Source organism: Aquipseudomonas alcaligenes (assembly GCF_003205495.1).
Classification (GTDB): Bacteria; Pseudomonadota; Gammaproteobacteria; order Pseudomonadales; family Pseudomonadaceae; genus Aquipseudomonas; species Aquipseudomonas alcaligenes_B.
This window is the reverse complement of the sequence record NZ_QJRX01000008.1, coordinates 52,755-79,151: the sequence shown is the minus strand read 5'-3', so window position 1 is coordinate 79,151 and position 26,397 is coordinate 52,755. Positions and strand designations below refer to the sequence as shown.

Genomic DNA, 26,397 nt, shown 5'->3' with positions numbered 1-26,397 from the left:
CGGGGAGCCCCGTCCGGCAAGGCCCCGGCCAGCCCGGCAGCGGCCGCACGGACCGACAGGCGAGCACAGTTTGTGACTGATTTTTCCAGACGAGTCATGTAGTATCCGCCGACTCTTACTACATGGCCTTCCGGCCCTGTTCTGCATCAAGTGAGGCAAGCAATGACTGAGCGCGTTCAAGTAGGTGGTCTGCAGGTCGCCAAGGCCCTTTACGACTTCATCAACAACGAAGCCATCCCCGGCACCGGCATCGCTGCCGACAAGTTCTGGGCCGGCGCCGAAGCCGTGATCAACGAGCTGGCTCCGAAGAACCGCGCCCTGCTGGCCAAACGCGATGCCCTGCAGGCCCAGATCGACGCCTGGCACCAGGCCCGCAAGGGCCAGGCGCATGACGCCGCCGCCTACAAGGCCTTCCTCCAGGAAATCGGCTACCTGCTGCCGGAACCGGCCGACTTCCAGGCCACCACGCAGAACGTCGACGAAGAAATCGCCCGCCTGGCCGGCCCGCAGCTGGTAGTGCCGGTGATGAACGCGCGTTTCGCCCTGAACGCCTCCAACGCCCGCTGGGGCTCGCTGTACGATGCCCTCTACGGCACCGACGTGATCAGCGAAGAGAACGGCGCCGAGAAGGGCAAGGGCTACAACAAGGTCCGCGGTGACAAGGTGATCGCCTTCGCCCGCGCCTTCCTCGACGAAGCCGCCCCGCTGGAAGGCGCGTCCCACGTCGACGCCACCGCCTACGTGGTGAAGAACGGCCAGCTGGCCGTGACCCTGAAGAACGGCAGCGAAGTCGGCCTGCAGAACGCCGCCCAGTTCGTCGCCTTCCAGGGCGAAGCCGCCAAGCCGAAGGCCGTGCTGCTCAAGCACAACGGCCTGCACTTCGAGATCCAGATCGACCCGACCAGCCCGATCGGCCAGACCGACGCCGCCGGCGTGAAGGACGTACTGATGGAGTCCGCGCTGACCACCATCATGGACTGCGAAGACTCGGTGGCCGCCGTCGATGCCGACGACAAGGTCCTGGTCTACCGCAACTGGCTGGGCCTGATGAAAGGCGATCTGGCTGAAGAAGTCAGCAAGGGCGGCACCACCTTCACCCGCACCATGAACCCGGACCGCGTCTACACCAAGGCCGACGGTTCCGAGCTGACCCTGCACGGCCGCAGCCTGCTGTTCGTGCGCAACGTCGGCCACCTGATGACCAACCCGGCCATCCTCGACGCCGCCGGCAACGAGATTCCGGAAGGCATCCAGGACGGCCTGTTTACCAGCCTGATCGCCATCCACAACCTGAATGGCAACACCAGCCGCAAGAACAGCCGCACCGGCTCGGTGTACATCGTCAAGCCGAAGATGCACGGCCCGGAAGAAGTGGCCTTCGCCGCCGAAATCTTCTCCCGCGTCGAGGACGTCCTCGGCCTGCCGCGCAACACCCTGAAAGTCGGCATCATGGACGAAGAGCGCCGCACCACCGTCAACCTCAAGGCCTGCATCAAGGCGGCCAGCGAGCGCGTGGTGTTCATCAACACCGGCTTCCTCGACCGCACCGGTGACGAAATCCACACCTCCATGGAAGCCGGCGCCATGGTGCGCAAGGCCGCCATGAAGAGCGAGAAGTGGATCGGCGCCTACGAGAACAACAACGTCGACATCGGCCTGGCCACCGGCCTGCAGGGCCGCGCGCAGATCGGCAAGGGCATGTGGGCCATGCCCGACCTGATGGCCGGCATGCTCGAGCAGAAGATCGTCCACCCGATGGCCGGCGCCAACACCGCCTGGGTACCCTCGCCGACCGCCGCCACCCTGCACGCCCTGCACTACCACAAGGTCGACGTGTTCGCCCGTCAGGCCGAGCTGGCCAAGCGCACCCCGGCGTCCATCGACGACATCCTGACCATCCCGCTGGCACCGAACACCAACTGGTCGGCCGAGGAAATCCAGAACGAACTGGACAACAACTCGCAGGGCATCCTCGGCTACGTGGTGCGCTGGATCGACCAGGGCGTCGGCTGCTCCAAGGTGCCGGACATCAACGACGTCGGTCTGATGGAAGACCGCGCCACCCTGCGCATCTCCAGCCAGCTGCTGGCCAACTGGCTGCGCCATGGCGTGGTCACCGAGGCGCAGATCGTCGAGAGCCTCAAGCGCATGGCCCCGGTGGTTGACCGGCAGAACGCCAACGACCCGCTGTACCGCCCGCTGGCGCCGAACTTCGACAGCAACATCGCCTTCCAGGCCGCCCTGGAACTGGTGGTCGAAGGCACCAAGCAGCCGAACGGCTACACCGAGCCGGTCCTGCACCGTCGCCGCCGCGAGTTCAAGGCCGCCAACGGCCTCTGATCGCGCCGCAACGCAGAAGCCGCCCCTCGGGGCGGCTTTTTTATGCCGGGCAATATTCTCGTGACTCAGTCGTTACGGCAGCGGCTTGCCCCCTCAGCGCTCGCCCAGCTTATGCCGCGCGGCATACAGGCAGACCATCTCCATCGCCAGGGCTGCACCGGCCAGGGCGGTGACCTCGGCGTGGTCGTAGGGCGGCGCCACCTCCACCACGTCCATGCCGACCAGGTTGATGCCGCGCAGGCCGCGCAGGATTTCCAGGGCCTGGTGGCTGGACAGGCCGCCGCACACCGGGGTACCGGTGCCGGGGGCGAAGGCCGGATCGAGGCAGTCGATGTCGAAGGTCAGGTACACCGGCTGGTCGCCGACACGGGCGCGGATCTGCTCGGCGATCTGCTCCGGGGTGCTGCGGTTGACCTGCCGTGCATCCAGCACCGCAAAGCCCATCACGTCGTCGTTGGTGGTGCGCAGGCCGACCTGCACCGAGCGCGCCGGGTCGACCAGGCCCTCGCGGGCGGCGTGGTAGAACATGGTGCCGTGGTCGATGCGCGCGCCCTCCTCGTCCGGCCAGGTGTCGCTGTGCGCGTCGAAGTGGATCAGCGCCAGCGGGCCATGCTTGCGGGCGTGGGCCTTGAGCAGCGGGTAGCTGATGAAGTGGTCGCCACCCAGGGTGAGCATGGCGCAGCCGGCGGCGAGAATCCTGTCGGCATGGGCCTCGATGGCCGCCGGGATGGCCTGCGGGGTGCCGTGGTCGAAGTGGCAGTCGCCGTAGTCGACGCAGGCCAGCAGGTCGAAGGGGTCGAACTCCCAGGGGTAGTGGCGGGCCCAGGCCGACTGGATCGAGGCGGCGCGGATGGCGCGCGGGCCGAAGCGGCTGCCGGGCCTGTTGGTGGTGGCGGTGTCGAAGGGTACGCCGCTGACCACCAGGTCCACGCCGCGCAGATCGCGGGTGTAGCGGCGGCGCATGAAGCTGGTGATGCCGGCGTAGGTCGGCTCGGCACAGGTGCCGTAGAGGCTGTCGCGGGTGATGGCCTGGTCGTTGTCGAAGGCGTGGTCCATGGTCGGGTTCTCGATGTACTCAAAAGCCGCTCAGTGCCGGAGCAGCCATACGGCTAATCAATATTGGGTGCGGAAGGCGGCCCACAGGCGGGTGCGCTCGCGCTGCACGCGCAGCGGCAGGATCTGCTCGGCGAACAGCTTTTCGCGCACCGCCCTGGGCGGGTAGATGTGCGGATCGCCACTCACCGCCGCATCCAGCAACGGGGTGGCGGCGCGGTTGGCGTTGGCGAAGTACAGCGAGTTGGTCAGCTCGGCGATCACCTCGGGCCTGAGCATGTAGTCGATGAAGGCGCGCGCGGCCGCGGGGTGCGGCGCGTCGGCGGGGATGGCCATGGTGTCGAACCAGATCAGCGTGCCCTCGCGCGGGATGCGGTAGACCACCTCGAACGGCTGCCCGGCCTCGGCGGCGCGGGCGGCGGCCATGCCGGCGTCGCCGGTATAGGTCAGCGCCAGGCAGATCTCGCCCTTGGCCAGGTCGTCGATGTGCCGTGCGGTGGCGACATAGCGCAGGTTGGGCTGCAGCCCGGCGAGCAGTCCTTTCACCGCCTGCAGGTCCTGCGCGTCGTGGGAGTAGGGCTTGCGCCCCAGGTAGTTGAGGGCGATGGCCACCACCTCCTGCGGCGAGTCGAGCACGGCGATGCCGCAGTCCTTGAGCTTGCCGGCGTACTCCGGCTTGAACAGCAGGTCGAAGCTGTCCAGCGCCACCCCGGGCAGGCGTTTTTCCACCGCCTGCTTGTTGAGGCCGAGGCCGACCGTGCCCCAGGTGTAAGGCACGCCGTAGCGGTTGCCGGGGTCGATGAAGGCCAGCTTGGCGAGCATCTCCGGATCGAGGTTGGCGGCGTTGCCCAGCGCGCCCACCGGCTGCACGGCCCCGGCCTGGATGGCCCGGGCCAGGCCGCTGGAGGCCGGGAACACGACGTCGTAGCCGCTGCCGCCGGTGAGCAGCTTGGCGTCCAGCACCTCGGCGCTGTCGAAGGTGTCGTACTTGACCCGGATGCCGCTCTCGGCCTGGAAGCGCTTGAGCGCCTGCGGCGCCACGTAGTCGGCCCAGTTGTACAGGTTGAGGGTCTGCTCCGCGGCCTGCAGCGGCAGGGCGAGGGCGGTGAGCAACAGACTGGCGGCAAGGCGCATGGCGGTTTTCCTCCGGCGTGGGCGGTGTGCCGGCCGCGCTGCGGCGACCTGGGCGATGGCGGCATCCTGCGCCGGCATTTGCTTCGGATAAATACGAAGTGATCTACTCCAGCATCTACAGAAATCAATGTATGGAGCCGCCATGCTCAGCCAGCTGCGCGACCTCGACCTGCAACTGCTGCGCCTGTTCGTCACCGTGGTGGAGAGTGGCGGCTTCAGCGCCGCCCAGGGCGAGCTGGGGATCGGCCAGTCGACCATCAGCACGCAGATGGCCAAGCTGGAGACGCGCCTGGGTTTTCGCCTGTGCGAGCGCGGCAAGGCCGGCTTTCGCCTGACACCCAAGGGCGAGCAGGTGCTGGCCGCCACCCGGCGTCTGTTCGCCGCCATCGAGACCTTCAAGGGCGAGGCCCAGGGCATGGCCGACAAGCTGCTCGGCGAGCTGCACGTCGGCCTCTCCGAGGCCCTCGCCGACGAGGTGCTGGAGCGCCTCGGCGCGGCCCTCGGCGCCTTCCGCCGGCGCAACCAGGCGGTGCAGATCGAGCTGCTCAGCGCCATGCCCGCCGAGCTGGAGCGGCGCCTGCTGCAGGGCCAGCTGCAGCTGGCCATCGGCTACTTCTCCGGTCGCCAGACGGCGCTCGACTATCACCCGCTGTTCCGCGAACAGCAGCAGCTGTACTGCGGCCGCGGCCACCCGCTGTTCGAGCGCCCGCCACGGGATGACAGCGCGCTGCTGGCCTGCGACGGCGTGCTGCACCCCTACCGCTTCGTCGCCCCCTGGCAGACCGGCGCCAGCAGCGCGCACAGCGAGCAGGTGGAAGGCAGCCTGGCCTTCATCCTCTCCGGCGCCCATGTCGGCTACCTGCCCGACCACATCGCCGCGCCCTGGGAGCGCCGCGGCCAGCTGCGCGCGCTGCTGCCGGAGCGCCTCGGCTTCGTCGTCGAGTTCCACCTGGCGCAGCACCGCGCGCGCCTACCCAGCGAGGCGCAGCGGGCGCTCTGCGAGGACCTGCTGGCGGCCTTCGCCTGATATGGCGACCGATTCACCCGCTGAATCGGCCTAACTGACGCTTTCCATCACTGGACCGACTGGTCTACATATAGCGCCATGCACGCATCCAACCTCAGCACCCGCGACAAACTGATCGCCGCCATGGCCGACACCCTGCAACGCAAGGGGCTGCATGGCGCCGGTCTCAACGAGCTGCTGGCCCAGGCCCAGGCGCCCAAGGGCAGCCTCTACCACCACTTCCCCGGCGGCAAGAACGAGCTGGCGGTGGCCGCCATCGAGCACATCGGCCAGCGCATCGACGGCTTCTTCGCCCAGCTGTTCCGCGACCATCCGGACCCGCTGCGGGCCATGCAGCGCTGGCTCGACAACACCCTGCAGCAGCTCGAGGGCAGCCGCTTCGAGCGCGGCTGCCCGCTGGCCACTGTGGCCCTGGAGAGCGGACCGGAGGATGTCGAGATCCGCGCCGCCCTGTCCGGCTGCTTCACCCGCCTGCGCCAGGCCCTGGCCACCCAGCTGCGCGGCGTCGGCTTCCACGGCGACAGCGCGGAAGGCTTCGCCAACCTGTTCATCTCGCTCTATGAGGGCGGCTTGCTGCAGGCCCGCGTAGCCGGCAGCAGCGAGCCTTTGCAACGCGCCAGCGCGGCGCTTTTCCAGCTACTGCATGACTACCCGCGGGAGAACCGCCATGACCAGTGACACCCAGGACATCCGCCGCGAGGAGCTGCAGCTCGCCGCCGCCGACGGCTACCCGCTGCGCGCCACCCTCTACCACGCCCCGCAGCCACGCGCGCGCCTGCTGATCGGCGGCGCCACCGGCGTGCCGCAGGGCTTCTACCGGCGCTTCGCCGAGTACGCCGCGCAGCGCGGCTACAGCACCCTGAGCCTGGACTACCGCGGCATCGGCCAGTCCAGGCCGGCGCGCCTGCGCGGCTTCGAGATGCGCTACCTGGACTGGGCCCACCTCGACCTGGCCGCCGCCCTCGACCACCTGCACGCCGACGACCTGCCGACCTTCATGATCGGCCACTCCTTCGGCGGCCATGCCTTCGGCCTACTGCCGGGGCACGAGCGCGTCACCGGCTTCTACACCTTCGGCACCGGCGCCGGCTGGCATGGCTGGATGCCGCCGCTGGAGCGCCTGCGCGTGCAGCTGATGTGGAACCTGGTCGGCCCGCTGATCGTCCTGCGCAAGGGCTATCTGGCCTGGAGCAGGCTGGGCATGGGCGAAGACCTGCCGCTCGGCGTGTACCGCCAGTGGAAGCGCTGGTGCCGCTACCCGCGCTACTTCTTCGACGACCCCGAGCAGCAGCACCTGGCCGCCCGTTTCGCCAGCGTGCGCACGCCGATCGTCGCCGCCAACAGCCTCGACGACCTGTGGGCACCACCCAGCTCGCGCGATGCCTTCATGGCCGCCTACAGCGCCGCGCCCTACCAGGCCCGCACCATCGACTCCCAGGCCGAAGGCCTCGGCGCCATCGGCCACATGGGCTACTTCCGCAGCAGCGCCAGCGCCCTGTGGGACGAGGCGCTGGGCTGGTTCGAACAACTGCAGCACAACCGCCAGGCCGCCTGAGCGGCCGCCCCTACCCGGAGAACCGCGTGATGAACCCGCAACAGATGACCGGCCTGCAGATCATGCAGGCCTTCGCCGCCGGCCACTTCCCCAAGCCCGGCATCGCCAAGACCATGCCGATGGAAGTGGAAATCGTGGAGGCCAACCGCGTGGTCTTCGCCGTCACCGCCGACGAGCGCCACACCAACCCCCTGGGCGGCGTGCATGGCGGCTTCGCCGCCACCGTGCTGGACTCGGTGACCGGCTGCGCCACCCACACCGCCCTCGGCGCGGGCGAGAGCTACGGCACCATCGAGCTGAACGTGAAGATGAGCAAGGCCATCCCCTTCAACCGCACGCTGCGCGCCGAAGGCAAGGTGATCAACGTCAGCTCGCGCCTAGTCATCTCCGAAGGCAGCATCCGCGACGAGGACGGCACCCTCTACGCCTACGGCACCGCCACCTGCATGATCCTGCGCTAGCCGGCCGGGGACGCCTGGCCGCGGTCAGTCCGAGCGGTGCCGGCCGCGCGGCGCCGCGGGCTCGCCGACGCGCTCGCGCAGCTGCCCGGCCAGGCGTTCGAGGGACAGCAGGGTCAGCTGGATTTCCTCGTGCACCCGCGGCGCCGGCGCGGGCTCCTCGGCTTCCAGCTGGTAGCGCGGGTCGAACAGATCGAACGTATCCATGACGAATTCCTCAACAGTGGTGGACTGTCGGCAGTTCGGTAGGCATCGGTCTTGTTCTTGTCGGGTCAGTCTGTGCATCGCAGATGACCATTGTTCGCGTGGCCAGCTCGGCACTGGCGCCTGATCAATTTCTGCGCAATCGGCGGTCGCGTCAACCGAGCCGGGGCTATAGTTTCAGCTCCGCCCACCCGCGAGGGAATCCGCATGAGCACGCCCTACAAGGTCGCCGTCCTGGTCGGCAGCCTGCGCCAGGCCTCGATCAACCGCAAGCTGGCCCTGGCCCTGGCCGAACTGGCGCCGCCCTCGCTGCAGTTGGAGCTGGTCGAGATCGGCGAGCTGCCGCTGTACAACGAGGACATCGACGTCAGCCCGGCGCCCGAGGCCTACACGCGCTTTCGCCAGCAGGTGAAGGCCGCCGACGCCCTGCTGTTCGTGACCCCGGAATACAACCGCTCGGTGCCGGGCGTGCTGAAGAACGCCATCGACGTCGGCTCGCGCCCCTACGGCCAGAGCGTCTTCGGCGGCAAGCCGGGGGCCGTGCTGAGTGCCTCGCCGGGCGCCATCGGCGGCTTCGGCGCCAAACACCACCTGCGCCAGTCGATGGTCTTCCTCGACGTCTACATGCTGCAGCAGCCCGAGTCCTACCTGGGCGGTGCCGGCAAGTTCTTCGACGAGAGCGGCAAGCTGGACGCCGGCATCGAGGGCCTCCTGCAGAAGTTCATCGACGCCTACGCCGCCTGGGTGGAGCGGCATGTGAAGGGCTGAGGCCATGACCGAGCAGGACTGGCTCGACCCGGACCAGGACCGGCGCCAGGCCGGGTCGCTGGTCGAGGCGCTGCAGGCGCGAGCGCGCAGCGGCCAGCCGATGCATGGCTTCCGCCTCAAGTACGCCGACCTCGCTGGCATCGACCTGGTCAACCATGGCCAGCGCCAAGGCTGGGAGCTGCAGGGCGCCGACCTGTACCGCGCCGATCTGCAGAACGCCCACCTGTTCGCCCTCGACCTGCGCGGCAGCTCGCTGATGAAGGCCGACCTGCGCGGCGCCAACCTGCACTGCGCCGACCTGCGCGACTGCAACCTGCTGGGCGTGCGCCTGGAGGGTGCGCGGCTGGACAACGTGGTCTGGGACCGCCAGCTGATCCAGGAGCGCCGCGGCCGCGAGCGCCGCCGGGGCGGCGACGCGGCGGGCGCGCGGCAGCTGTTCGAGGAGGCCGAGGAGACCTACCGCAACCTGCGCCTGCGCCTGGAAAAGGCCGGCCTGTTCGAGCAGGCCGGGCAGTTCTTCCACCGCGAGATGGTCATGCGCCGCCTGCAGATGCCGCGCCTGAGCGGACGACGCCTGCTGTCCTGGCTGGTCGACCTGTTCTGCGGCTATGGCGAGAAGCCGCTCAACGTGGTGCTGTTCTCCCTCGGCCTGATCCTGGTCTGCGGCCTGCTGTTCTTCCTGGTCGGCGTGCGCCACGGCGACCTGCCGCTGGGCCTGGCCCTGGAGCGCGGCTGGGCGGCCAACCTGGGCGACCTGCTCGACTGCCTGTACTACAGCGTGGTGACCTTCACCACCCTGGGCTATGGCGACATCACCCCGCACGGCCTGGCGCGCCCCATCGCCGCCTTCGAGGCGTTCGCCGGCAGCTTCACCATGGCCCTGTTCGTGGTGGTGTTCGTGAAGAAGATGACGCGCTGAAATGCCAACGCCCCGGCGAGCCGGGGCGCGGTCTGTGACAGGGCTCAGTGGTCGATGGCAGCGCCGGCGCCACGCGGCACACGGATGTCCTCTACCAGGTGCTGGATGCGCTCCGGCGGTGCGCTGGTCAGCTTGGCCACCACGACGGCGGTGGCGAAGTTGAACAGCATGCCCAGTGTGCCGATACCCTCCGGCGAGATGCCGAACCACCAGTCGGCCGCGGTGGCGGTCGGCTCGATGAACTTGAAGTAGACGATGTAGCTGAAGGTGAAGGCCAGCCCCACCACCATGCCGGCAATCGCCCCTTCCTTGTTCATGGTCTTGGAGAAGATGCCCATGACGATGGCCGGGAAGAACGAGGCCGCCGCCAGGCCGAAGGCGAACGCCACCACCTGGGCGACGAAGGCCGGCGGGTAGATGCCGAACAGGCCGGCCACTACCACCGCGACACCGGCGGCGATGCGCGCGGCGAGCAGCTCGCCCTTCTCGCTGATGTTGGGCCGGATGTTGCTCTTGAGCAGGTCGTGGGAGATCGAGGTGGAGATCACCAGCAGCAGGCCGGCGGCCGTGGACAGCGCGGCGGCCAGGCCACCGGCGGCGATCAGGGCGATCACCCAGCCCGGCAGGTCGGCGATTTCCGGGTTGGCCAGCACCATGATGTCGTTGTCGACATACAGTTCGTTGGCTGCCGGGGTGGCGGCGTTGGTGAGCAGGCGTTCGTTGTGTGCACCACGCTCGGCACTGAACTCCGGCTTGCCGGCGAAGGGCGCACCGGGGCCGTACTGGATGACGCCGTCCTGGTTCTTGTCCATCCAGGCGATCAGGCCGGCGTTCTCCCAGGTCTTCAGCCAGGCCGGTGCTTCCTGGTAGGCCACGTTCGGCACCGAGGTGAACAGGTTGGTACGGGCGAAAGCCGCCACGGCCGGCGCGGTGGTGTAGAGGATGGCGATGAACAGCAGGGCGTAGCCGGCGGACTTGCGCGCGTCCTTCACCGTCGGGGTGGTGAAGAAACGCACGATCACGTGCGGCAGGCCGGCCGTGCCGACCATCAGCGCCATGGTGATGAAGAACACGTCGATGGTCGACTTGCTGCCATCGGTGTAGGCACTGAAGCCCAGCTCGGCGCCCAGGCCGTTGAGACGCTCGATCACGCTCTGGCCGGTGCCGGTCACTTCGCTGCCGAAGCCCAGCTGCGGGATCGGGTTACCGGTGATCATCATCGAGATGAAGATGGCCGGCACCATGTAGGCGAAGATCATCACGCAGTACTGCGCCACCTGGGTGTAGGTGATGCCCTTCATGCCGCCCAGCACCGAGTAGAAGAACACGATGGCCATGCCGATCATCACGCCGGTGTTGATGTCGACTTCCAGGTAGCGCGAGAAGACGATGCCAACGCCGCGCATCTGCCCGGCCACGTAGGTGAAGGAGATGAAGATCACACAGATCACCGCTACCACCCGCGCGGTCTGCGAGTAGTAACGCTCGCCGACGAACTCGGGCACGGTGAACTTGCCGAACTTGCGCAGGTAGGGCGCCAGGCACATGGCCAGCAGCACGTAGCCGCCGGTCCAGCCCATCAGGTAGACCGAGCCGTCGTAGCCGGCGAAGGCGATGATGCCGGCCATGGAGATGAAGGAGGCGGCGCTCATCCAGTCGGCGCCGGTAGCCATGCCGTTCATCACCGGGCTCACGCCCTTGCTGGCCACGTAGTACTCGCTGGTGGAGCCGGCACGGGTCCAGATGGCGATACCGATGTAGAGGGCGAAGGTGGCGCCAACGATCAGGTAGATCAGGGTTTGGGTATCCATGCGCGGCCTCAGTCTTCGTGGACGTCGTACTTGCGGTCGTAGGCATTCATCTTCCACACGTAGAAGAAGATCATCGCCACGAACGTGTAGATGGAACCCTGCTGGGCGAACCAGAAGCCCAGGGGGAAGCCGAAGAACTGAATGGCGTTGAGCTGTTCGACGAACAGGATGCCGGCGCCGTAGGACACGGCGAACCAGACCACGAGGAGCGACAGCATCAGGCGCAGGTTGGCTTTCCAATACGCAGCGGCTGCCTCTTGCTTGGACAAGGACATGGGGACCTCCGGGGATTGTTGTTTTTGTTCTGGAGCCGGTTAGACCCTAGCAAGCCGTTCGCTATCGGCCACTAGACTTTGGTCGCATACGCCCCCGGCATTGCCCAGCGCGGCTCCGGGTGCCAGCCTGAACACAGCCACAGACGCCGCGGAGGCCCCATGAGCACCATGACCCTGTTCCACTCCCCTGCCTCGCCCTTCGTGCGCAAGGTGCGGGTCCTGCTGCACGAGACCGGCCAGCAGGACCGCGTGGCCCTGCACGAGGTGCAGCTGACCCCGGTGAGCCCCAGCAGCGCGGTGCTGCAGGGCAACCCGGCAGGCAAGATCCCCGTCCTGCGCCTGGCCGACGGCTCGCTGCTCTACGACAGCCGGGTGATCCTCGACTACCTCGACGCCCAGCACGTCGGCGCGCCGCTGATCCCGCCGAGCGGCCATGCACGCTGGCGCCGCCTGAGCCTGGCCGCACTGGCCGACGCCATCCTCGACGCCGCCGTGCTGCTGCGTTACGAGACCTTCCTGCGCCCCGCGGACAAGCGCTGGGAGCTCTGGGAAGACGCGCAGCAGGACAAGATCGAACGCAGCCTGGCCTACTTCGAACACGACTGCCTGGCCGAGCTCGCCAGTCACTTCGACATCGCCGCCATCGGCCTGGCCTGCGCCCTCGGCTACCTCGATCTGCGCCAGCCGCAACTGGGCTGGCGCCAGCGCTACCCCGGCCTGGCCGCCTGGTTCGCCGAGGTCGAGCGGCGCCCCTCGATGCAGGCCAGCGCCCCCGCCTGAGGCGCACGCGGGAACAGGCGGGCGATGCGCCGCGCCAGCAGGTGCGCGCGGCGCGCTTCCTCGCGCAGGCCCAGATGCCCGCTCATGGCCGGTACCACAGGCGGAAGAAGCCGGCGGCCAGCAGCAGGGCCACCTGCCCCAGGGCCGCGCACAGCTGCAGAAAGGACTGCACGTGGGGGTTGGTCGCGGCGTCGGCGAGCCCGGTCAGGTCGGCCCAGAAGCCGGCCGGCAGCAGTTGCAGGGCCAGCCAGGCCAGCGGCCGGCCGGTGAAGTTGAGGCCGTGGATCAGGTCGAACTGGCCGAAGAACATCAGGCCGATCAGCAACAGCCCGGCCACCACCAGGCCGAGGGCGAAGCAGGCGCAGAACTGCAGCAGCAGACGAAACATGGCGATCTCCTCGCAGAGGGGCGCGGCAGCCGCCGCGCCCGGTCGATATCAGGCGGCGGCCGGCTTGCCCAGGCCGTACCAGTCCAGCTTGCGGGTCAGCAGCATCACCGTGGCGAGCAGGCCGAACACCAGCAGCGAGCCCATCAGCAGGGCGTAGTCCTCGGCGGACAGCAGGGCGTAGAGCATGGCGTAGAGCCCGGCCAGCACGGCGGTGAAGGCGGCGCCGCGCAACCAGCTGTGCAGCACGTGGCTGACGTAGAAGCCGATCAGCAGCACGCAGGCCGCGGCCGCCAGCACATAGGCCTGGGCGAAGGCCATGTGCTCGGCCAGCGACAGCAGCAGCAGGTAGAACATCGCCAGCGCCAGGCCGACCAGGCCGTATTGCACCGGGTGCACGGCCAGGCGCTTGAGCACCTCGAAGAGGAAGAAGCCGGCGAAGGTCAGGGCGATGAACAGCAGGGCGTACTTCAGCGCGCGGTCACTCTTGAGGTACTGGTCCACCGGGTCGACGAAGCTGACGCCGAACTGGCGGCTCTCGAAGGCGTGACACTCGCCGCCGCTGGTGCAGGCGGCCAGGGCCTCTTCCATGTTGGTGGCGAAGAAGCTGGTCTGCCAGCGCGCGGAGAAGCCCGTGGCGGTGATCTCGCGCTCGCTCGGCAGGTACTCGCCGACGAAGCTCGGGTGCGGCCAGTCGGCACTGAGGTCGACCAGGGTCTCGCGGCCGACCGGGGCGATGTCGAGCCGGCCGGTGCCCTGCAGCAGCAGGTCGAAGGCGAACTCCAGGCGCTGCGCCTGGTGGGTGTCCGCCACGGCCAGCGGCAGCGGCGCATGCACCCCGGCGCCCAGCAGCGGGTCGGCGCTGCCCGGCTGGAACGGCAGCCGGCGCTCGCCCAGCTGCAGCACCAGATTGTTCTTGATGCCGCGGATGTCGCTGATGCCGACGCTGACGAAGGGCTCGCCGAAGCGGTAGTCGCCGATATCCTCGGTCACGCCGAAGTTGGCCGGAAGGGCGAAGTGGCCGGCCAGGCGGCTGTTGCTGTGGTACAGGCGCGCCTGGTAGATGCCGCGGGCGCGCAGCTCGGTGCTGATGTCGCCGCCCAGGGCCAGGCGCTCCGGCAGGAAGTACAGGCGCCCGCTGGCTTCGCCCTCCTCCAGGTAGCGCTCGCCGGTCTTGGCGTGGGTTTTCCACTGGCGCACCGTCTTGCGGTAGGGCACCACCAGCAGCGGGCCGGTGATCTTCTGGCTGTAGCTGGAGCTGCGCGCGATGTCTTCCAGCACGCCGTCGCGCAGGCTCTGGCGCTCCTCGATCATGCCGTCGATCATCAGGATGGGAATCATCAGCAGGAAGATCAGCGCGGCGATGGCGCCGAGCTTGAGCAGCAGGTTGCGGTTCATGGGACTCTCCTTGGGTTGGACCGTGGGGAGAGTCTCGACGGCGCCCGTGGCGGCGCCGTGCGCGAAATGTGGAGACTGTGTGGAGTTTGTGTGGCCGCGAGGACTGCCGGAGTCAGACCAGGCGGGCCGAAGGAGCGGAAATCACTGTGGCGTGGTGAGCATCCCGCGGCTGGCTTCAACCACGCCGGGCCGGCGCAAAGCCCGTTGTCACTCGCCGCGGATGTACTGCTCCAGCTGCTGGATCAGGCTGGCCTGGTCGTCGATGGTCTGCTTGACCAGGTCGCCGATCGACAACAGGCCGATCACCTCGCCCTCGGCGACCACCGGCAGGTGGCGCAGGCGCCTATCACTCATCAGCTGCAGGCAGTGCTGCACGCTGTCGCGCGGGCCGACGGTGATCACCTCGGCAGTCATGATGTCGCTGACCTTGGCATCGAAGGCGGCGCGCTCCAGCTCGGCCAGCTTGCGCACATAGTCACGCTCGCTGACGATGCCCACCAGGCGTCCTCCGGCCATCACCACCAGCGCACCGATGCGCTTCTCGGCCAGCTGCTTGACCGCGTCGAGTACCGAGCTGTCCGGTGTGACGCTGTAGAGATAGGCATTGGTCTTGGTTCTGAGCAGTTCTGCAACGGTCTTCATGCATCGCCTCCCCGGGCTGTGGTCGTTCCCCATCAAGCAGGATTCCTGCCAGCCTGCCGGCCGGCCCCGCCTGTGACGAAGCATAGCGCAGCTCAGTCGAGACTCCGCTGCAGGGCCGGCAGATCGAGCTGGGCCACGGCCTGGCGTACCTTGAGGCCCAGCGTGTGGTCGTTGAGGAACCCCTTGTTGACCACGCTCAGGGTCAGCAGCTGCACGCTGCTGGCCGGCAGGCCCGTCTGGAAGTAGTCGGCGGCGGGGCTGACATAGTAGACCGCGGCGGGGTCGCTGCAGGCGGCGAACAGCTGGCCCAGGCGCTGGCTGCTGCTCTGGCAGGTCGGCGCGCGCCGCTCGGCCTCGCCCATGCCGTCGAGCAGCGCCTGCTTCTGCGCCACCGTGCCCTGCCACTGGCGGATGAACTGCTGCAGCTGCTGGCGGCTCTCGGCATCGCCGGCCTCGGCCAGTTGCTGCTGCAGCCCGGCGAGGTGCTCGCGCTCGCTGGCCAGCAGGCCCTCGAGATAACGCTGCCGGCTGACATGGGTGAACGGCTTGCGCCCCGGCTTGTGCACCACCACCACATCCTTGTTGCCGACCTGCAGCACCGGCATGCCCTGCAGGCGCCGCGGCTTGACCGCCACCTGGTAGTAGTCGCCAAGCGCATCCCGGCCCACCGGGTAGCCGAACAGCGCGCGCGGGTCGTTGACCCGCAGCACTATGCCCGGCCCCTCGCCATAGCCGCGCCAGCCGCCCTGGGCGGCCGGCTCGCTGCGCGCCGGATCGACCCGCCGCACCAGCAGCAGCGCCTGGCCGATCGCCGGCGCGCCGGGCAGCCCGGCGTCCTGCTCGAACAGGCCGAGCCCCTGGTCGATGGCGAAGCCGCGCAGGGGCGCCAGCGCCGGGGTCTGCCGCAGCTGCGCCAGCAGGTCGTCGAGGCGCGCGCGCAGGCGCGGCACCTCGGCCTGGGGCAACGGACGGCCCTGGATATCCAGGCGGGCGACGCCGACCGAGCCGGGCGCGTCGAGCAGGGGCACCGGGACGGTCGCCCAGGCGCTGCCCCAGGCGCCGAGCACCAGCAGCAGGCCGAGCGCCTGCAGCGACGGCAGGCGCACTACCAGTCCGCTTCGGCGTCGGCGGCCGGCTCGGCGGCGGCGCTGCCGTTGCCTTCGCTGCGCGTCGCACTGCTGGCCTGGCCGGCCCCCTGCGCCGCCACCTGCACGGTCTTCACCGCCAGGCCCTGGTCGGCGCCACTGAGCGAGGTTTCCTGCATGGCGCGGCTGAGCATGTCGCCGAGCAACTGGTTCTGCTCGGCGCTGGCACAGCCGGCGAGCAGGGTGACGAGGACGAGGGACGACAGCGGGCGGATCATCGGGCGGCTCCTGAGCGGCAGGGATCGGGAGCCGCACTGTGGCGCCGCAGCGTTCGCGGATCGTTCAGGCCGCCGGCAGGCGCAGGCTGGCACGCACGCCGCCGGCGACATTGGCCAGGGCCAGCGCGCCGCCGTGCAGCAGCGCCACCTCCTGCACGAAGTTGAGCCCCAGACCGGTGCTCTTGCGCCCGCTGGCGGGGCGCGGCAACGAGTAGAAGCGCTCGGTCAGGCGCGGCAGGGCGTACTCGGGAATCGCCTCGCCCTGGTTGAACAGCGCCAGCTCCACGTCGCTGCCCTGCAGCTGGGCGGTGAAGCGCAGCTGGCCGCCGGGGATACTGAAGTCCAGCGCGTTGTCCAGCAGGTTGGCCAGCGCCTGGCGCAGCAGGAAGCGCTCGCCCAGCGCGCCAAGAGCGGCCGGGATGGCGTTCTCCACCTGCAGCCCGGCGGCCTGGATGCGCGCCGCCTGGGCCTGCAGCAGTTCGTCGACCAGATCATGCAGCGCTATCGCCACGCGTTCCTCCAAGCCCTGGCGCTGCTCCACCTGGGCCAGGTTGAGCAGGCGCTCGATCAGCTGCTGCAGGCGCGCGCCCTCGCTGGCGATGTTGGCCACGAAACGCTGGCGCTGCTCGGCCGGCATCTCGCCCTCGAGCAGCTCGGCGGCGCCGCGGATGGCCGCCAGCGGGCTCTTCAGCTCGTGGGTCAGGGTGTGCACGTACTGCTCGACGTAGGCCTTGCCCTCCAGCTCGGTGCGCATCTTCTGCACCGCCTGGGCCAGCTGGGTCAGCTCGCCGCCGCGCAGGGCCGGCAGCTCGGCGCGCTGGCCCTGGCTGACCGCCTGGGCGTAGCGGGTGAGCTTGCGCAGCGAGCCGCTGAGCCACCAGGACAACACCCCGCCGATCAGCAGGCCGAGGCCGATCAGCCCGGCGCCGAGCCAGCCCAGGCGCCGCTGAGAGCGCTCGATGTAGGGCTGCAGCGACTGGTTCGGCTTGGCCACCGAGACCACGCCGATGATCCGCTCGCCATCCTTGATCGGCGCCGCCACGTACATCACCGAGCTGTCCTCGTCGGCCGGGTCCTCGCGGGTCGAGCGCGCGCCGTACTGGCCGCGCAGGGTCAGGTAGACGTCGTTCCAGCGCGAATAGTCCTGGCCCACGGCCACGCCGCTGGAATCGAGCAGGACGATGCCGCGGGCGTCGGTGACGTAGATGCGGTGGTTCACCGCGCGCTTCTCCACGCCCCAGATCTGCGCCTGCGGCTGGCGCCGGCCATAGGACTCCAGCAGCGCCGGCAGGCGGCCCTGGGCCAGCTGGCCGCTCCTGACCTCGTCACGCAGGATCTCGGCCAGCAGGTTGGCGGTGTCCACCAGGGTCTCCTCGGTGGACTGGCGCACGCCGGGGCGGATCTCGTCCATCACCGTGCTCAGCACGAACCAGCCGGCCAGGCCGACGAACAGGAAGTACACCAGGAAGATCCGGACGCCTAGCGGCATGGCCGCCCTCCCGTGCGCTGCAGCTGGCTCGATGACATGCTTACGTCCCTGTGCTGTGGCGGGCGCCCGGCGTGGCTGTCGCCGCGCGCCGCTTCGGTGGCAGAATAGCGTCGCGGTCATGGCCGACACCGCCCGAATGGGCGGCGGGATGCGCGAACGACAAGGCCAGCATACCGTACAACAGAACCGGATCTGCCCCACCCGCCCAGAGCCCGAGCCCACCGGCCGGAAAAGCCCCGACATGGATGCTGTCACCTCCGCCACGCCGCTGCAGCTGAACCTGCTCGGCAACTTCGCCGCCCTCTGGCACGGCCAGCCGCTGGACGGCTTCAACTACGACAAGATGCGCGCCCTGCTCGCCTACCTGAGCCTGGAGCACACGCGCGAACACAGCCGCGAGACCCTCGCCGCCCTGCTCTGGGAGTCCAGCCCGGCCAGCACCTGGCGCGGCAACCTGCGGCGCACCCTGTCCGACCTGCGCCGGGTGCTAGAGGCGCCGACCGGCCTGGAACTGTTCGCTGCCGGCAAGAACAGCCTGCGCTTCCTGCCCGCCGGGCGCATCGACGCCCTGCGCTTTCGCCAGACGCCGCAGCGCTGCAGCGCGAGCCCGGCCTGCCAGCAGTGCCCCAGCTGCATCGCGGAACTGGAGGAGGCGGTGGCGCTGTACCGCGGCGACTTCCTCGCCGGCCTCGACCTGCCCGACTGCCCCGACTTCGAGGACTGGCTGCTGCTGCAGCGCGAGTCGCTGCGCTGCCACGCCCTGGCCCTGCTGGAACACCTGAGCAACCACTTCGAGCAGCACGGCGAGCTGCAGCGCGCCCTGCCCCACGCCCGCCGCCTGGTGGAACTCGACCCCTGGCAGGAGAGCGGCCAACAGCGCCTGATGCGCCTGCTCAGCCGCAACGGCCAGAGCGCCGCCGCCCTGGCGCAGTACGAGAGCTTCCGCAACCAGCTGTGGAAGGAGCTGGGCGTGCACCCGAGCAGGGAGTGCCAGACCCTGCAGCAGCGCATCAGCCGCGGCGAGCTGGGCGCGGCGCCCATCCCGGCGCCGGCACGCGCGGTGGCGCTGCCGCCACCACCGGCCGAGCTGCGCCAGGTCACCGTGCTGTACTGCGAGATTTCCACCGGCGCCAGCGCCGACCCCGAGGAAGCCCTAGCCCTGCTGGCCGAGCCCCAGGCGCAGTGCGCCCAGGTGATCCGCGCCCACGGCGGCTACCTGGTGCAGGCCCACGGCGGCGGCCTGCTGGCCTACTTCGGCTATCCCCAGGCGCGCGAGGATGCCGCGCGCATCGCCGTGCAGGCCGCCCTGTCGCTGGCCGCCGCCTGCGAGCCGGCCCAGGTGCGCTGCGGCCTGCACACCGGGCAGATCGTCACCGCGCCGGGCCAGCAGATGCCCGATGCCACCGGCTTCACCTCCGACCTGGCGATCCAGGTGCGCCAGCTCGCCGGCTACCAGGAAGTGACCCTGAGCAGCGCCACTTTCCGCCTGGTGCAGGGCTACTTCCGCTGCCTGCCGCTGCAGCTGTGCCTGCTCGGCACCGGCGCCAGCGCCGGCACCATCTACCGCGCCGAGGCGGCCAGCGCGGCACGCCACCGCCTGGCCGCGCAGCCGCGGCTGACCCCGCTGGTCGGCCGCGACGCCGAGCTGCAGCAGCTGCTCGCACTGTGGCAGCAGGTGCACGAGGAGAGGCGCAGCCAGGGCCTGCTGCTGTCGGGCGACCCGGGGGTGGGCAAGTCGCGCCTGATCCACGAGCTGGGCAAGTGCCTACCGGTCACCCTGCCCGGCCGCCAGGTCGAGCTGCGCTGCCTGGAGCCGCACCGCAGCGATCCGCTGTACCCCTGCGCCGAACTGATCCGCGGCCTGGCCGGCTTCCGCCCGGACACCACTGCGGAGCAGCGCTACCAGCGGCTCGACGAGGTGCTGCGGGTATTCGACCTCGACGCCGAGGGCCGCGACCTGATCGCCGACCTGCTCGACCTGCCGCTGCCGCCGACCTCGCCGGTGCACGGGATGCCCACCGAGCTGTGGCGCGAGCGCATGCACGAGGCCCTGCTGACCATCGTCCGCGCCAACCGCCAGCAACCGCTGCTGCTGGTGCTGGAGGACGCCCACTGGGCCGACTCCTCGACCCTGCAGCTGTTCGAGCGCCTGCTGCGCGAGCCGCAGCAGCGCCCGCTGCTGCTCCTGCTCAGCGCGCGCCCGGAGTTCGCCGCGCAGCCCTGGATCGACGCCGGCGCGCACCACCTGGAGCTGCCGCACCTGAGTACCGAGCTGGCCCGCGGCATGGTCGCCGGGCTGGCCGAGGGCCTCGAGCGCGGCGAGCTGCAGCGGGTGCTGGCGCTGGCCGACGGGGTGCCGCTGTTCATCGAGGAACTGGTGCAGTGGGCGGCCAGCGACGACGCCCAGCAGGGCCTGCCGCTGACCCTCAACGACCTGCTGATGGCACGCATCGACCGGCTCGGCGCCGCCCGCGCCACCGCCCAGCTGGCCGCCGGCATCGGCCGCGAGTTCCATATCGAACTGCTCGAGGCCCTGCACGAGGGCGACCCGGCGCTGCTGCACGGCCACCTCAAGGACCTGCTGCGCAGCGGCCTGGTCAACCCCGGCCGGCAGTCGAGCCTGTACCAGTTCAAGCACGCGCTGATCCACCAGGCCGCCTACCTGTCGCAGACCCGTACCCAGCGCCGACGCGGCCATGGGCGCATCGCCGAGATCCTCCTGCAGCACTTCCCGGCCCGGGCCCGGCAGGCGCCGGCCCAGCTCGCCCATCACCTGGCCGAGGCCGGCCTGGCCGCCGAGGCCATCCCGCACTGGCAGCGGGCCGCCGCCAACGCCCGGCGCCTGTCGGCCAACCGCGAGGCCGCTGACTGCCTGCAGCGCGCCCTGGCCTGCCTGGTCGAGCTGCCGGCCGGCGCCGAACGCGACAGCCTGGAGCTGGAGCTGCAGCTGGCCCTGGGCACGGTGCTCAACTCCGCCGACGGCTACGGCGCGCCCACCACCCTGGCCGCCTTCGCCCGCGCCGAGGCGCTGGCCGCCGCGGTGGAGGACCCGCAGTTGCGCTTCCGCACCCTGTTCGGCCTGTGGGGCGGCGCCGGCTCGCAGGTGTCGCACGACCAGGTACGGGTGCTCGGCCGCCAGGTGCTGGAGGCCGCCGAGCGCACCGGGCGCCTGGCCAACCGCCTGCTCGGACAGAACTGCTACCTGGTCGGCTCCTTCTGGGGCCAGCCGCTGCGCGAAAGCCGCGAGCTGGCCGAGGCGATGATCGGCCAGTGCGAGCCGGAGGCGCGCCTGGAATGCCTGCGCGACTACGGCGAGGACCCGCTGGTCAACGCGCGCAACTACCTGCTGCTCGGCCTCTGGGTGGCCGGCCAGCCGGGACGCGCGCGCCAGGTCTGCGCCGAGCTGCTCGAAGAGGTGCGCGGCGGCGGCTTCGCCAACGCCATCTGCTATTCGCTGGTGTTCACCTCCATGCTCCACTGCCTGCTGCGCGAGCCACAGCAGGTGGCGCAGATGGCCGCGGAGACCATCGGCCACTGCCAGCGCAACGGCCTGCAGGTGTGGCACGACATCGCCGACGTGATGGCCGGCTGGGCCCGGGTGGCCCAGGGCGACGCCGGCGGCCTGGCCGACATCGAGCGCGGCGTGGCCGGCAACCGCCAGTCCATGTCGAGCATCGAGGTGACCCTCGGCAGCCTGCAGCTGGACGCCCTGCTGCGCCTGCAGCGCCACGAGGAGGTGCTGCAGCTGGCCAGCCGCCTGGTGCCGATCGCCCATCGCCGCGGCGACTACTACCTGCTGCCGGAGGTGCTGCGCCTGCAGGCCGAGGCCATGCTCGCGCTGGGCCGCGCCACCGGCGTGGCGGCGCTGCTGGACGAGGCCGGGGCGCTGGCCGAACGCCTGGGCGCCAACGCCTGGCGCCTGCGCCTGGCCATGACCCGCCTGCGCTGGCAGCCGACGGCGGCCCACCGCGAGGCGCTGCGCGAGGCGCTGGCGAGCTTCGACGAGGGCGTGGCGCCGCCGGACCTGCGCGACGCCGCGGCGCTGCTGGCCGGCTAGGCGCGCTTCGGGCTGTAGCTGTAGCCCAGGCCGCGATGGGTCTGGATCGGCTCGGCGTCGGCCGCCACCTGGCGCAGCTTGGCACGCAGGCTCTTGATGTGGCTGTCGATGTTGCGCTCGTAGCCGGCATCGGCCGGCACGCCGAGGGCATCGAGCAGCTGCTCGCGGGAGAACACCCGCTCCGGCTGCGCCAGCAGCGCCTGCAGCAGGCGGAACTCGTGCCGGGTCAGCACCAGCAGCTGCTCGCGGTAGTGGATCTGCACCCGCTCGGCATCCACGCGGAACGGTCCGAGCGCCTCCAGCGGCGGCTCGGCCGGGCGCGGTGCCATGCGCTTGAGGATGGCACGCACCCGCGCCGCCACCTCGCGCGGGCTGAACGGCTTGACCACGTAGTCGTCGGCGCCGATCTCCAGGCCCACCACCCGGTCGATCTCGGCGTCGCGCGCGGTGAGGAAGATCACCGGCACCTCGGAGAAGCGCCGCAGCCGCCTGCAGGCCTCGAAGCCGCTGATGTCGGGCAGGCCGACGTCGAGGATCAGCAGGTCCGCCGGGGTGCGCCGCTGATACTCCAGCGCGGCCTCGGCCAGGTTCAGCCAGGTGGTGGTGAAGCCCTCGCCCTGCAGGGCGAACACCAGGGTGTCGGCGATGGCGGCTTCGTCTTCGACTATGAGGATGTGCGGCATGGCGTCCGTGCGGGCGGGCTGGAACTTGCCGGGCACGGTGCCGCATGCCGCCCATGGCGTCAATCGCGCCCGGCCACATACAGGCCGCTGAGGTAGATCAGCAGCAGCGCGCCGGCGATCAGCCATTGCTCCATGGTGAGGTCTCCCGAAATAGGTGGGCGACGTCCCTGTCCACCCGTGACAAACAGTGCAAAGCAAGGGCGCCGTCCGTGGCGCCCGAACTCAGGCAAGTGGCCAGCGCGGTCGCACGCTGGCGATGAAGGCGCGCTCGCCCTCCAGCTGACCGACCAGCAGCTGGCCGTCGGCGCTGATGCCGCTGACCTGCACCACCGGCACCGCGGCGGCGGCCAGCGAGTGCGCGTAGAGCCAGTCCTCGACCGTGCGCATGCCGTCTTCGGCGGTCCAGACGAAGCCGCGCTCCTCGTCGCCGGCATGACCGTCGCTGGCCACCCCGACCACCACCGCGCCATCGGCGCTGAGGGCGTTGGCCCGCGACACCAGGCCGCCGTTGAGCCCGCCGAGGCTGCGCATGCCGGTGTCCTCGCGCCAGATGAAGGCGCGCAGGGCCTCGCCGGCCTGGCCGTCGCTGGCCACCCCGACTACGGTGCTGCCGTCGGCGCTGATCGCCGTGGCCGTGGAATAGTGGCCGCCGTTCAACGTGCCCAGGCTGCGCAGGCCGTCCTGCTCGGTCCAGCGCACGGCACGGCGGGCGTTGTCGCGGGCGCCATCGTCGGCGTAGCCGGCGATCACCCGACCGTTGGCGCTGATCGCGCAGGCATGGCTGGTCAGGCCGCCGTTGAGCACGCCGAGGCTGCGCATGCCGCTGGCGAAGGTCCAGTAGAAGCCGCGGCAGGCATGGCCGGCGGCTCCGTCGGCGGCATCGCCGACCACCACCAGGCCGTCGGCGCTGCAGGCATAGGCCTGGGAGTAACGGCCGTCATTGAGTGTGCCGAGGTTGTGCAGGCCGCCCTGGCGGGTCCAGCGGAAGGCGCGGTCGGCGCCGCCGGCCTCGCCATCCTCGGCGGTGCCGACCACCACCCGGCCGTAGGCGCTGATGCCCTCCGCCGCGCAATAGCGCCCGCCATTCAGGCCGGCCAGCGGCTGCAGGCCGCCGGCGCGGGTCCAGATGAACGCACGCAGGTGCAGGGCGTCGGCGGGATCGGCGAGCATGCCGACCACGTGCAGGCCGTCCGCGCTCACCGCGCCAATCCGCAGGTAGCCGTCGCCGGCCAGCCCGGCGATGCGTTCGAGGCCAATGAACTCGGGTTCCACCGCGAGCAGCCGGGCGGTCAGCGCGGAGCTGGTCGGCCAGGCCTGGTACTGCAAATCCTTCATCCTTGTCACCCTTTCATCTGCCGGATAACGCCGGTGACGCCCTCGGGAGCATCACCGGCCCGGGCCATTGTCCGGCGCAACGTTCGCCCAGCGTTCGCAGCCCTATTGCTGCCGGGGCGCGTGCGGCGAGGTGGGCTGGTGGGGTTTGGGCGGCAGCTCGCCGGCGGCCTCGTGCGGCGTGTCGATGCCGGCCTCGGCGGCCCAGGCGGAGAGGGAGAAGGACAGGGCCAGGCAGATGGCCGCGAGTTTCTGATACATGGTGTGTTCCTCGTCGTTCCTGAAGAAGCGCCACCGACTTCCTCGCTGGTGGCCAGCCATGCCCACCGGCGCTCTGCCGGCGGGTCACGGGAGCAGGTTGACGAGGCGGCGTTCGCCATTCGTTCGCACCCGGCCGGGGCCGCCGGGTTGCCGACGAACGGTACGGCGTCAGCCGAAGTAGGAGCCCCTGGGCGCTTCCAGACCGGACCAGAGTTCCTCGATGTGGCGGAAGCCCCACTCCTCGGCCGACTCGCGCCCGACTATCTTGTCGCGCCCGACCAGCTTGGCCAGGTCGATCACCTCGGTCGGGATCGGCACCCTGGAACGGGCGGAGAAGAACACCTTGACCCGCGGCGTGAGCAGCGACTTGGCGTGCTGCTCCATGACCACCCCGAGGCGGCCGCTCTCCAGGCGCACCAGGGCGCCGACCGGGTAGATGCCCACCGATTTGACGAAGGCCTGGAACAGCTGCGGGTCGAAGTGGCCCTGCCACTCGGCCATCTTGCGGATCGCCTCGGCCGGGTCCCAGCCCTGCTTGTAGGGCCGGTCCGAGGTGATGGCGTCGTACACGTCGCAGATCGCCCCCATGCGCGCGAACAGGCTGATCTGCTCGCCGGCCAGGCGGTGCGGGTAGCCGGAGCCGTCGAACTTCTCGTGGTGGTGCAGGCACACGTCGAGCACCAGGGCACTGACCTGGCGGTTCTCCAGCAGCAGCTCGGCACCGGCCTCGGGGTGGCGGCGCATGGTGCCGAATTCGCTGTCGGTGAGCTTGCCCGGCTTGTTCAGGATGGCATCGGGAATGGCCATCTTGCCGACGTCGTGGAGCAGGCCAGCCATGCCGGCCTCGCGCACCTGCTCCTCGCCCAGGCCGAGCTGGCGGCTGAGGGCGATCATCAGGGCGCACACCGCCACCGAGTGCATGTAGGTGTATTCGTCGCTGGTCTTCAGCCGGGCCAGGCTGATCAGCGCATTGGGATGGCGCAGCACCGAGGCGGAGATTTCCTCGACCAGCTCGGCCGCATGTTCCAGCTCGATGGCCTGGCCCATGCGCGCGTCGCGGAACATCTCGACTATGGCCTGCTTGGAGCGCGCGCACAGCTGGCGGGCACGCTGCACTTCCGCCTCCAGGCTGGCCCGCGCCGGTGTCGGGCTGGCCTCGGCCGCCGCCAGCAGTTGCGCCTCGGTCTCCGCCTCGACCTCCTCGACCGAGCGGCTGGCGTGGCCCGGCGCCACGTCCTTGCCCTTGCTGACGTCGATCCACACCTCGTGGATGTTGGTGTCGCGGATGCGCTGCAGGTCGCGCTCGCTGTCGAGCAGGAAGCGCCCCTTCCAGAACGGGTGGTCCATCCATGAACCGCAGAACTCGTGGATGTACATGCCGAGGCACAGCTCGGCAACGGCGATACGTTTCAGCACAGTGGATGACCGCAAATCGGCAGCCTGTGCCTGGCGCGGACCCCCGGCGCCAAATCAGGGCACATTGCTATCACGGGGAATTCTAGGCTGCGCCGAGCATTCGCGACAGAGGCGGCGCCGGCTATCATCGCCGCAGCCCAACCCATGGAAGACCTCATGCGCCGCTCGCTTACCGCCCTCAGTGTCCTGCTCCTGCTGCTGCTCAACACCCTGGTCCTGATCGGCCCGCTGCTGCTGATCGCCCTGCTCAAGCTGGCGGCGCCCAACCGGCGCCTGCGTGCCCTGTTCTCGCGCGGGGTGATGTGGGTGGCGGAGACCTGGGCGGAGATCGACAAGCTGATCTTCGCCAGCCTCACCCCGACCGTCTGGGACATCCGCGGCGGCGAGGGGCTGCGCCGCGACCGCTCCTACCTGGTGGTGAGCAACCACCAGTCCTGGGTCGACATCCCCGCACTGGTCCAGGCCTTCAACCGCAAGACGCCCTACTTCAAGTTCTTCCTCAAGCAAGAGCTGATCTGGGTGCCCTTCCTCGGCCTGGCCTTCTGGGCCCTCGACTACCCCTTCATGAAGCGCTACTCCAAGGCCTACCTGGCGCGCCACCCGGAGATGGCCGGCAAGGACCTGGAGATCACCCGGCGTGCCTGCGAGCGCTTCAAGGACCTGCCGGTGACCGTGGTCAACTACCTGGAGGGCACCCGCTTCACCGCGGCCAAGCAGGCCCAGCAGGGCTCGCCCTACCAGCACCTGCTCAAGCCCAAGGCCGGCGGCGTGGCCTTCACCCTGGCCACCCTCGGCCCGCAGCTGGACGCCCTGCTCGACGTCACCCTGGTCTACCCCGGCGGCCAGGCGCCGGGGTTCTGGGCGCTGATCAGCGGCCAGGTGCCGCGGGTGATCATGGATATCCGCACCCGCGAGCTGGATGCCCAGCTGTGGGCCGGCGATTACGAGGGCGACCCGCAGTTCCGCCAGTACGTGCAGGCCTGGGTCAGCGCGCTGTGGCAGGACAAGGACGCGCGCATCGCCGAGCTGCGCCGCGAGCTGTGAGGC

At 69.9% G+C, this 26,397-nt stretch carries 25 protein-coding genes; 10 read left to right on the top strand and 15 right to left on the bottom strand.

What is annotated here, in order from left to right:
• The first annotated feature begins 162 nt into the window (after positions 1–162).
• On the top strand, positions 163–2,340 hold the full coding sequence (locus tag DMO17_RS15505) for a malate synthase G (protein ID WP_110683384.1): 2,178 nt from the start codon (positions 163–165) through the stop codon (positions 2,338–2,340).
• 93 nt (positions 2,341–2,433) lie between these two features.
• On the opposite strand, the gene speB is transcribed toward DMO17_RS15505, so the two are convergent.
• Positions 2,434–3,396, bottom strand: coding sequence for an agmatinase (speB, locus tag DMO17_RS15500; RefSeq protein WP_110683383.1), 963 nt, complete (start codon positions 3,394–3,396; stop codon positions 2,434–2,436).
• 57 nt (positions 3,397–3,453) lie between these two features.
• The gene (locus DMO17_RS15495) at positions 3,454–4,527 is read right to left on the bottom strand and encodes an extracellular solute-binding protein (protein ID WP_110683382.1); all 1,074 of its coding nucleotides are present in this window, start codon (positions 4,525–4,527) and stop codon (positions 3,454–3,456) included.
• Positions 4,528–4,669: 142 nt separating this feature from the next.
• Between DMO17_RS15495 and DMO17_RS15490 the strand changes: the two genes are divergently transcribed.
• The 4 genes from DMO17_RS15490 to DMO17_RS15475 all read left to right on the top strand — a co-directional run bounded on the left by DMO17_RS15490 (position 4,670) and on the right by DMO17_RS15475 (position 7,570).
• Positions 4,670–5,554, top strand: a complete 885-nt coding sequence (locus DMO17_RS15490) for a LysR family transcriptional regulator (RefSeq protein WP_110683381.1) — start codon at positions 4,670–4,672, stop codon at positions 5,552–5,554.
• A gap of 78 nt (positions 5,555–5,632) precedes the next feature.
• A complete protein-coding gene (locus tag DMO17_RS15485) occupies positions 5,633–6,232 on the top strand; it encodes a TetR/AcrR family transcriptional regulator (RefSeq protein WP_220034083.1) in 600 nt (199 codons plus the stop codon).
• Complete coding sequence (locus DMO17_RS15480) at positions 6,222–7,109, top strand: alpha/beta hydrolase family protein (protein WP_110683380.1); 888 nt, start codon at positions 6,222–6,224, stop codon at positions 7,107–7,109. The genes DMO17_RS15485 and DMO17_RS15480 overlap by 11 nt, the downstream gene beginning before the upstream one ends.
• A gap of 29 nt (positions 7,110–7,138) precedes the next feature.
• The gene (locus DMO17_RS15475; protein ID WP_110683379.1) at positions 7,139–7,570 is read left to right on the top strand and encodes a PaaI family thioesterase; all 432 of its coding nucleotides are present in this window, start codon (positions 7,139–7,141) and stop codon (positions 7,568–7,570) included.
• A 24-nt stretch (positions 7,571–7,594) separates the two neighbouring features.
• On the opposite strand, the gene DMO17_RS15470 is transcribed toward DMO17_RS15475, so the two are convergent.
• On the bottom strand, positions 7,595–7,774 hold the full coding sequence (locus DMO17_RS15470) for a hypothetical protein (RefSeq protein ID WP_110683378.1): 180 nt from the start codon (positions 7,772–7,774) through the stop codon (positions 7,595–7,597).
• A 204-nt stretch (positions 7,775–7,978) separates the two neighbouring features.
• Between DMO17_RS15470 and DMO17_RS15465 the strand changes: the two genes are divergently transcribed.
• Together DMO17_RS15465 and DMO17_RS15460 are read left to right on the top strand one after the other, a co-directional pair.
• The gene (locus DMO17_RS15465; RefSeq protein WP_110683377.1) at positions 7,979–8,539 is read left to right on the top strand and encodes an NADPH-dependent FMN reductase; all 561 of its coding nucleotides are present in this window, start codon (positions 7,979–7,981) and stop codon (positions 8,537–8,539) included.
• Between the two features lie 4 nt (positions 8,540–8,543).
• On the top strand, positions 8,544–9,458 hold the full coding sequence (locus DMO17_RS15460; RefSeq protein WP_110683376.1) for an ion channel: 915 nt from the start codon (positions 8,544–8,546) through the stop codon (positions 9,456–9,458).
• Between the two features lie 44 nt (positions 9,459–9,502).
• On the opposite strand, the gene DMO17_RS15455 is transcribed toward DMO17_RS15460, so the two are convergent.
• Both DMO17_RS15455 and DMO17_RS15450 read right to left on the bottom strand, forming a co-directional pair.
• Positions 9,503–11,269, bottom strand: coding sequence for a sodium:solute symporter family protein (locus DMO17_RS15455; RefSeq protein ID WP_110683375.1), 1,767 nt, complete (start codon positions 11,267–11,269; stop codon positions 9,503–9,505).
• 8 nt (positions 11,270–11,277) lie between these two features.
• Positions 11,278–11,544, bottom strand: coding sequence for a DUF4212 domain-containing protein (locus DMO17_RS15450; protein WP_110683374.1), 267 nt, complete (start codon positions 11,542–11,544; stop codon positions 11,278–11,280).
• A 159-nt stretch (positions 11,545–11,703) separates the two neighbouring features.
• Between DMO17_RS15450 and DMO17_RS15445 the strand changes: the two genes are divergently transcribed.
• The gene (locus DMO17_RS15445) at positions 11,704–12,324 is read left to right on the top strand and encodes a glutathione S-transferase family protein (protein WP_110683373.1); all 621 of its coding nucleotides are present in this window, start codon (positions 11,704–11,706) and stop codon (positions 12,322–12,324) included.
• Between the two features lie 82 nt (positions 12,325–12,406).
• Here DMO17_RS15445 and DMO17_RS15440 read toward each other — a convergent pair whose 3' ends face one another.
• From DMO17_RS15440 to creC, 6 genes are all read right to left on the bottom strand, one after another.
• On the bottom strand, positions 12,407–12,712 hold the full coding sequence (locus DMO17_RS15440) for a hypothetical protein (protein ID WP_110683372.1): 306 nt from the start codon (positions 12,710–12,712) through the stop codon (positions 12,407–12,409).
• 48 nt (positions 12,713–12,760) lie between these two features.
• Positions 12,761–14,107 (bottom strand): cell envelope integrity protein CreD, encoded by a 1,347-nt coding sequence (gene creD / locus DMO17_RS15435; protein WP_110683371.1) that lies wholly within the window; start codon positions 14,105–14,107, stop codon positions 12,761–12,763.
• Between the two features lie 207 nt (positions 14,108–14,314).
• Positions 14,315–14,749, bottom strand: coding sequence for a CBS domain-containing protein (locus tag DMO17_RS15430; protein ID WP_110683370.1), 435 nt, complete (start codon positions 14,747–14,749; stop codon positions 14,315–14,317).
• A gap of 92 nt (positions 14,750–14,841) precedes the next feature.
• The gene (locus DMO17_RS15425; RefSeq protein ID WP_110683369.1) at positions 14,842–15,855 is read right to left on the bottom strand and encodes a hypothetical protein; all 1,014 of its coding nucleotides are present in this window, start codon (positions 15,853–15,855) and stop codon (positions 14,842–14,844) included.
• Positions 15,855–16,112, bottom strand: a complete 258-nt coding sequence (locus tag DMO17_RS15420) for a hypothetical protein (protein ID WP_110683368.1) — start codon at positions 16,110–16,112, stop codon at positions 15,855–15,857. The genes DMO17_RS15425 and DMO17_RS15420 overlap by 1 nt, the downstream gene beginning before the upstream one ends.
• A 64-nt stretch (positions 16,113–16,176) precedes the next feature.
• Entirely contained in the window at positions 16,177–17,601 is a 1,425-nt protein-coding gene (gene creC, locus DMO17_RS15415; RefSeq protein WP_110683367.1) for a two-component system sensor histidine kinase CreC, read from the bottom strand.
• 241 nt (positions 17,602–17,842) lie between these two features.
• On the opposite strand from creC, the gene DMO17_RS15410 reads away from it, so the two are divergent.
• Positions 17,843–21,658: an AAA family ATPase gene (locus DMO17_RS15410; RefSeq protein ID WP_181418796.1), complete on the top strand. Its 3,816-nt coding sequence runs from the start codon at positions 17,843–17,845 to the stop codon at positions 21,656–21,658.
• Here the strand turns inward: DMO17_RS15410 and creB are convergent.
• The 4 genes from creB to DMO17_RS15395 form a co-directional block, all read right to left on the bottom strand.
• Positions 21,655–22,341: a two-component system response regulator CreB gene (gene creB / locus DMO17_RS15405; RefSeq protein ID WP_110683365.1), complete on the bottom strand. Its 687-nt coding sequence runs from the start codon at positions 22,339–22,341 to the stop codon at positions 21,655–21,657. The two genes, DMO17_RS15410 and creB, sit on opposite strands and share 4 nt — an antisense overlap.
• A 222-nt stretch (positions 22,342–22,563) precedes the next feature.
• Positions 22,564–23,676 (bottom strand): PEP-CTERM sorting domain-containing protein, encoded by a 1,113-nt coding sequence (locus DMO17_RS19730; protein WP_110683364.1) that lies wholly within the window; start codon positions 23,674–23,676, stop codon positions 22,564–22,566.
• A gap of 102 nt (positions 23,677–23,778) precedes the next feature.
• Entirely contained in the window at positions 23,779–23,934 is a 156-nt protein-coding gene (locus tag DMO17_RS19725) for a hypothetical protein (RefSeq protein ID WP_181418795.1), read from the bottom strand.
• 168 nt (positions 23,935–24,102) lie between these two features.
• Positions 24,103–25,350, bottom strand: a complete 1,248-nt coding sequence (locus DMO17_RS15395; RefSeq protein WP_110683363.1) for an HD-GYP domain-containing protein — start codon at positions 25,348–25,350, stop codon at positions 24,103–24,105.
• 156 nt (positions 25,351–25,506) lie between these two features.
• Here DMO17_RS15395 and DMO17_RS15390 point away from each other — a divergent pair, with 156 nt between their 5' ends.
• Positions 25,507–26,394 carry an acyltransferase gene (locus tag DMO17_RS15390; RefSeq protein ID WP_110683362.1) on the top strand — a complete coding sequence of 296 codons (888 nt, stop codon included), beginning with the start codon at positions 25,507–25,509 and terminating at the stop codon, positions 26,392–26,394.
• Positions 26,395–26,397: the final 3 nt, after the last annotated feature.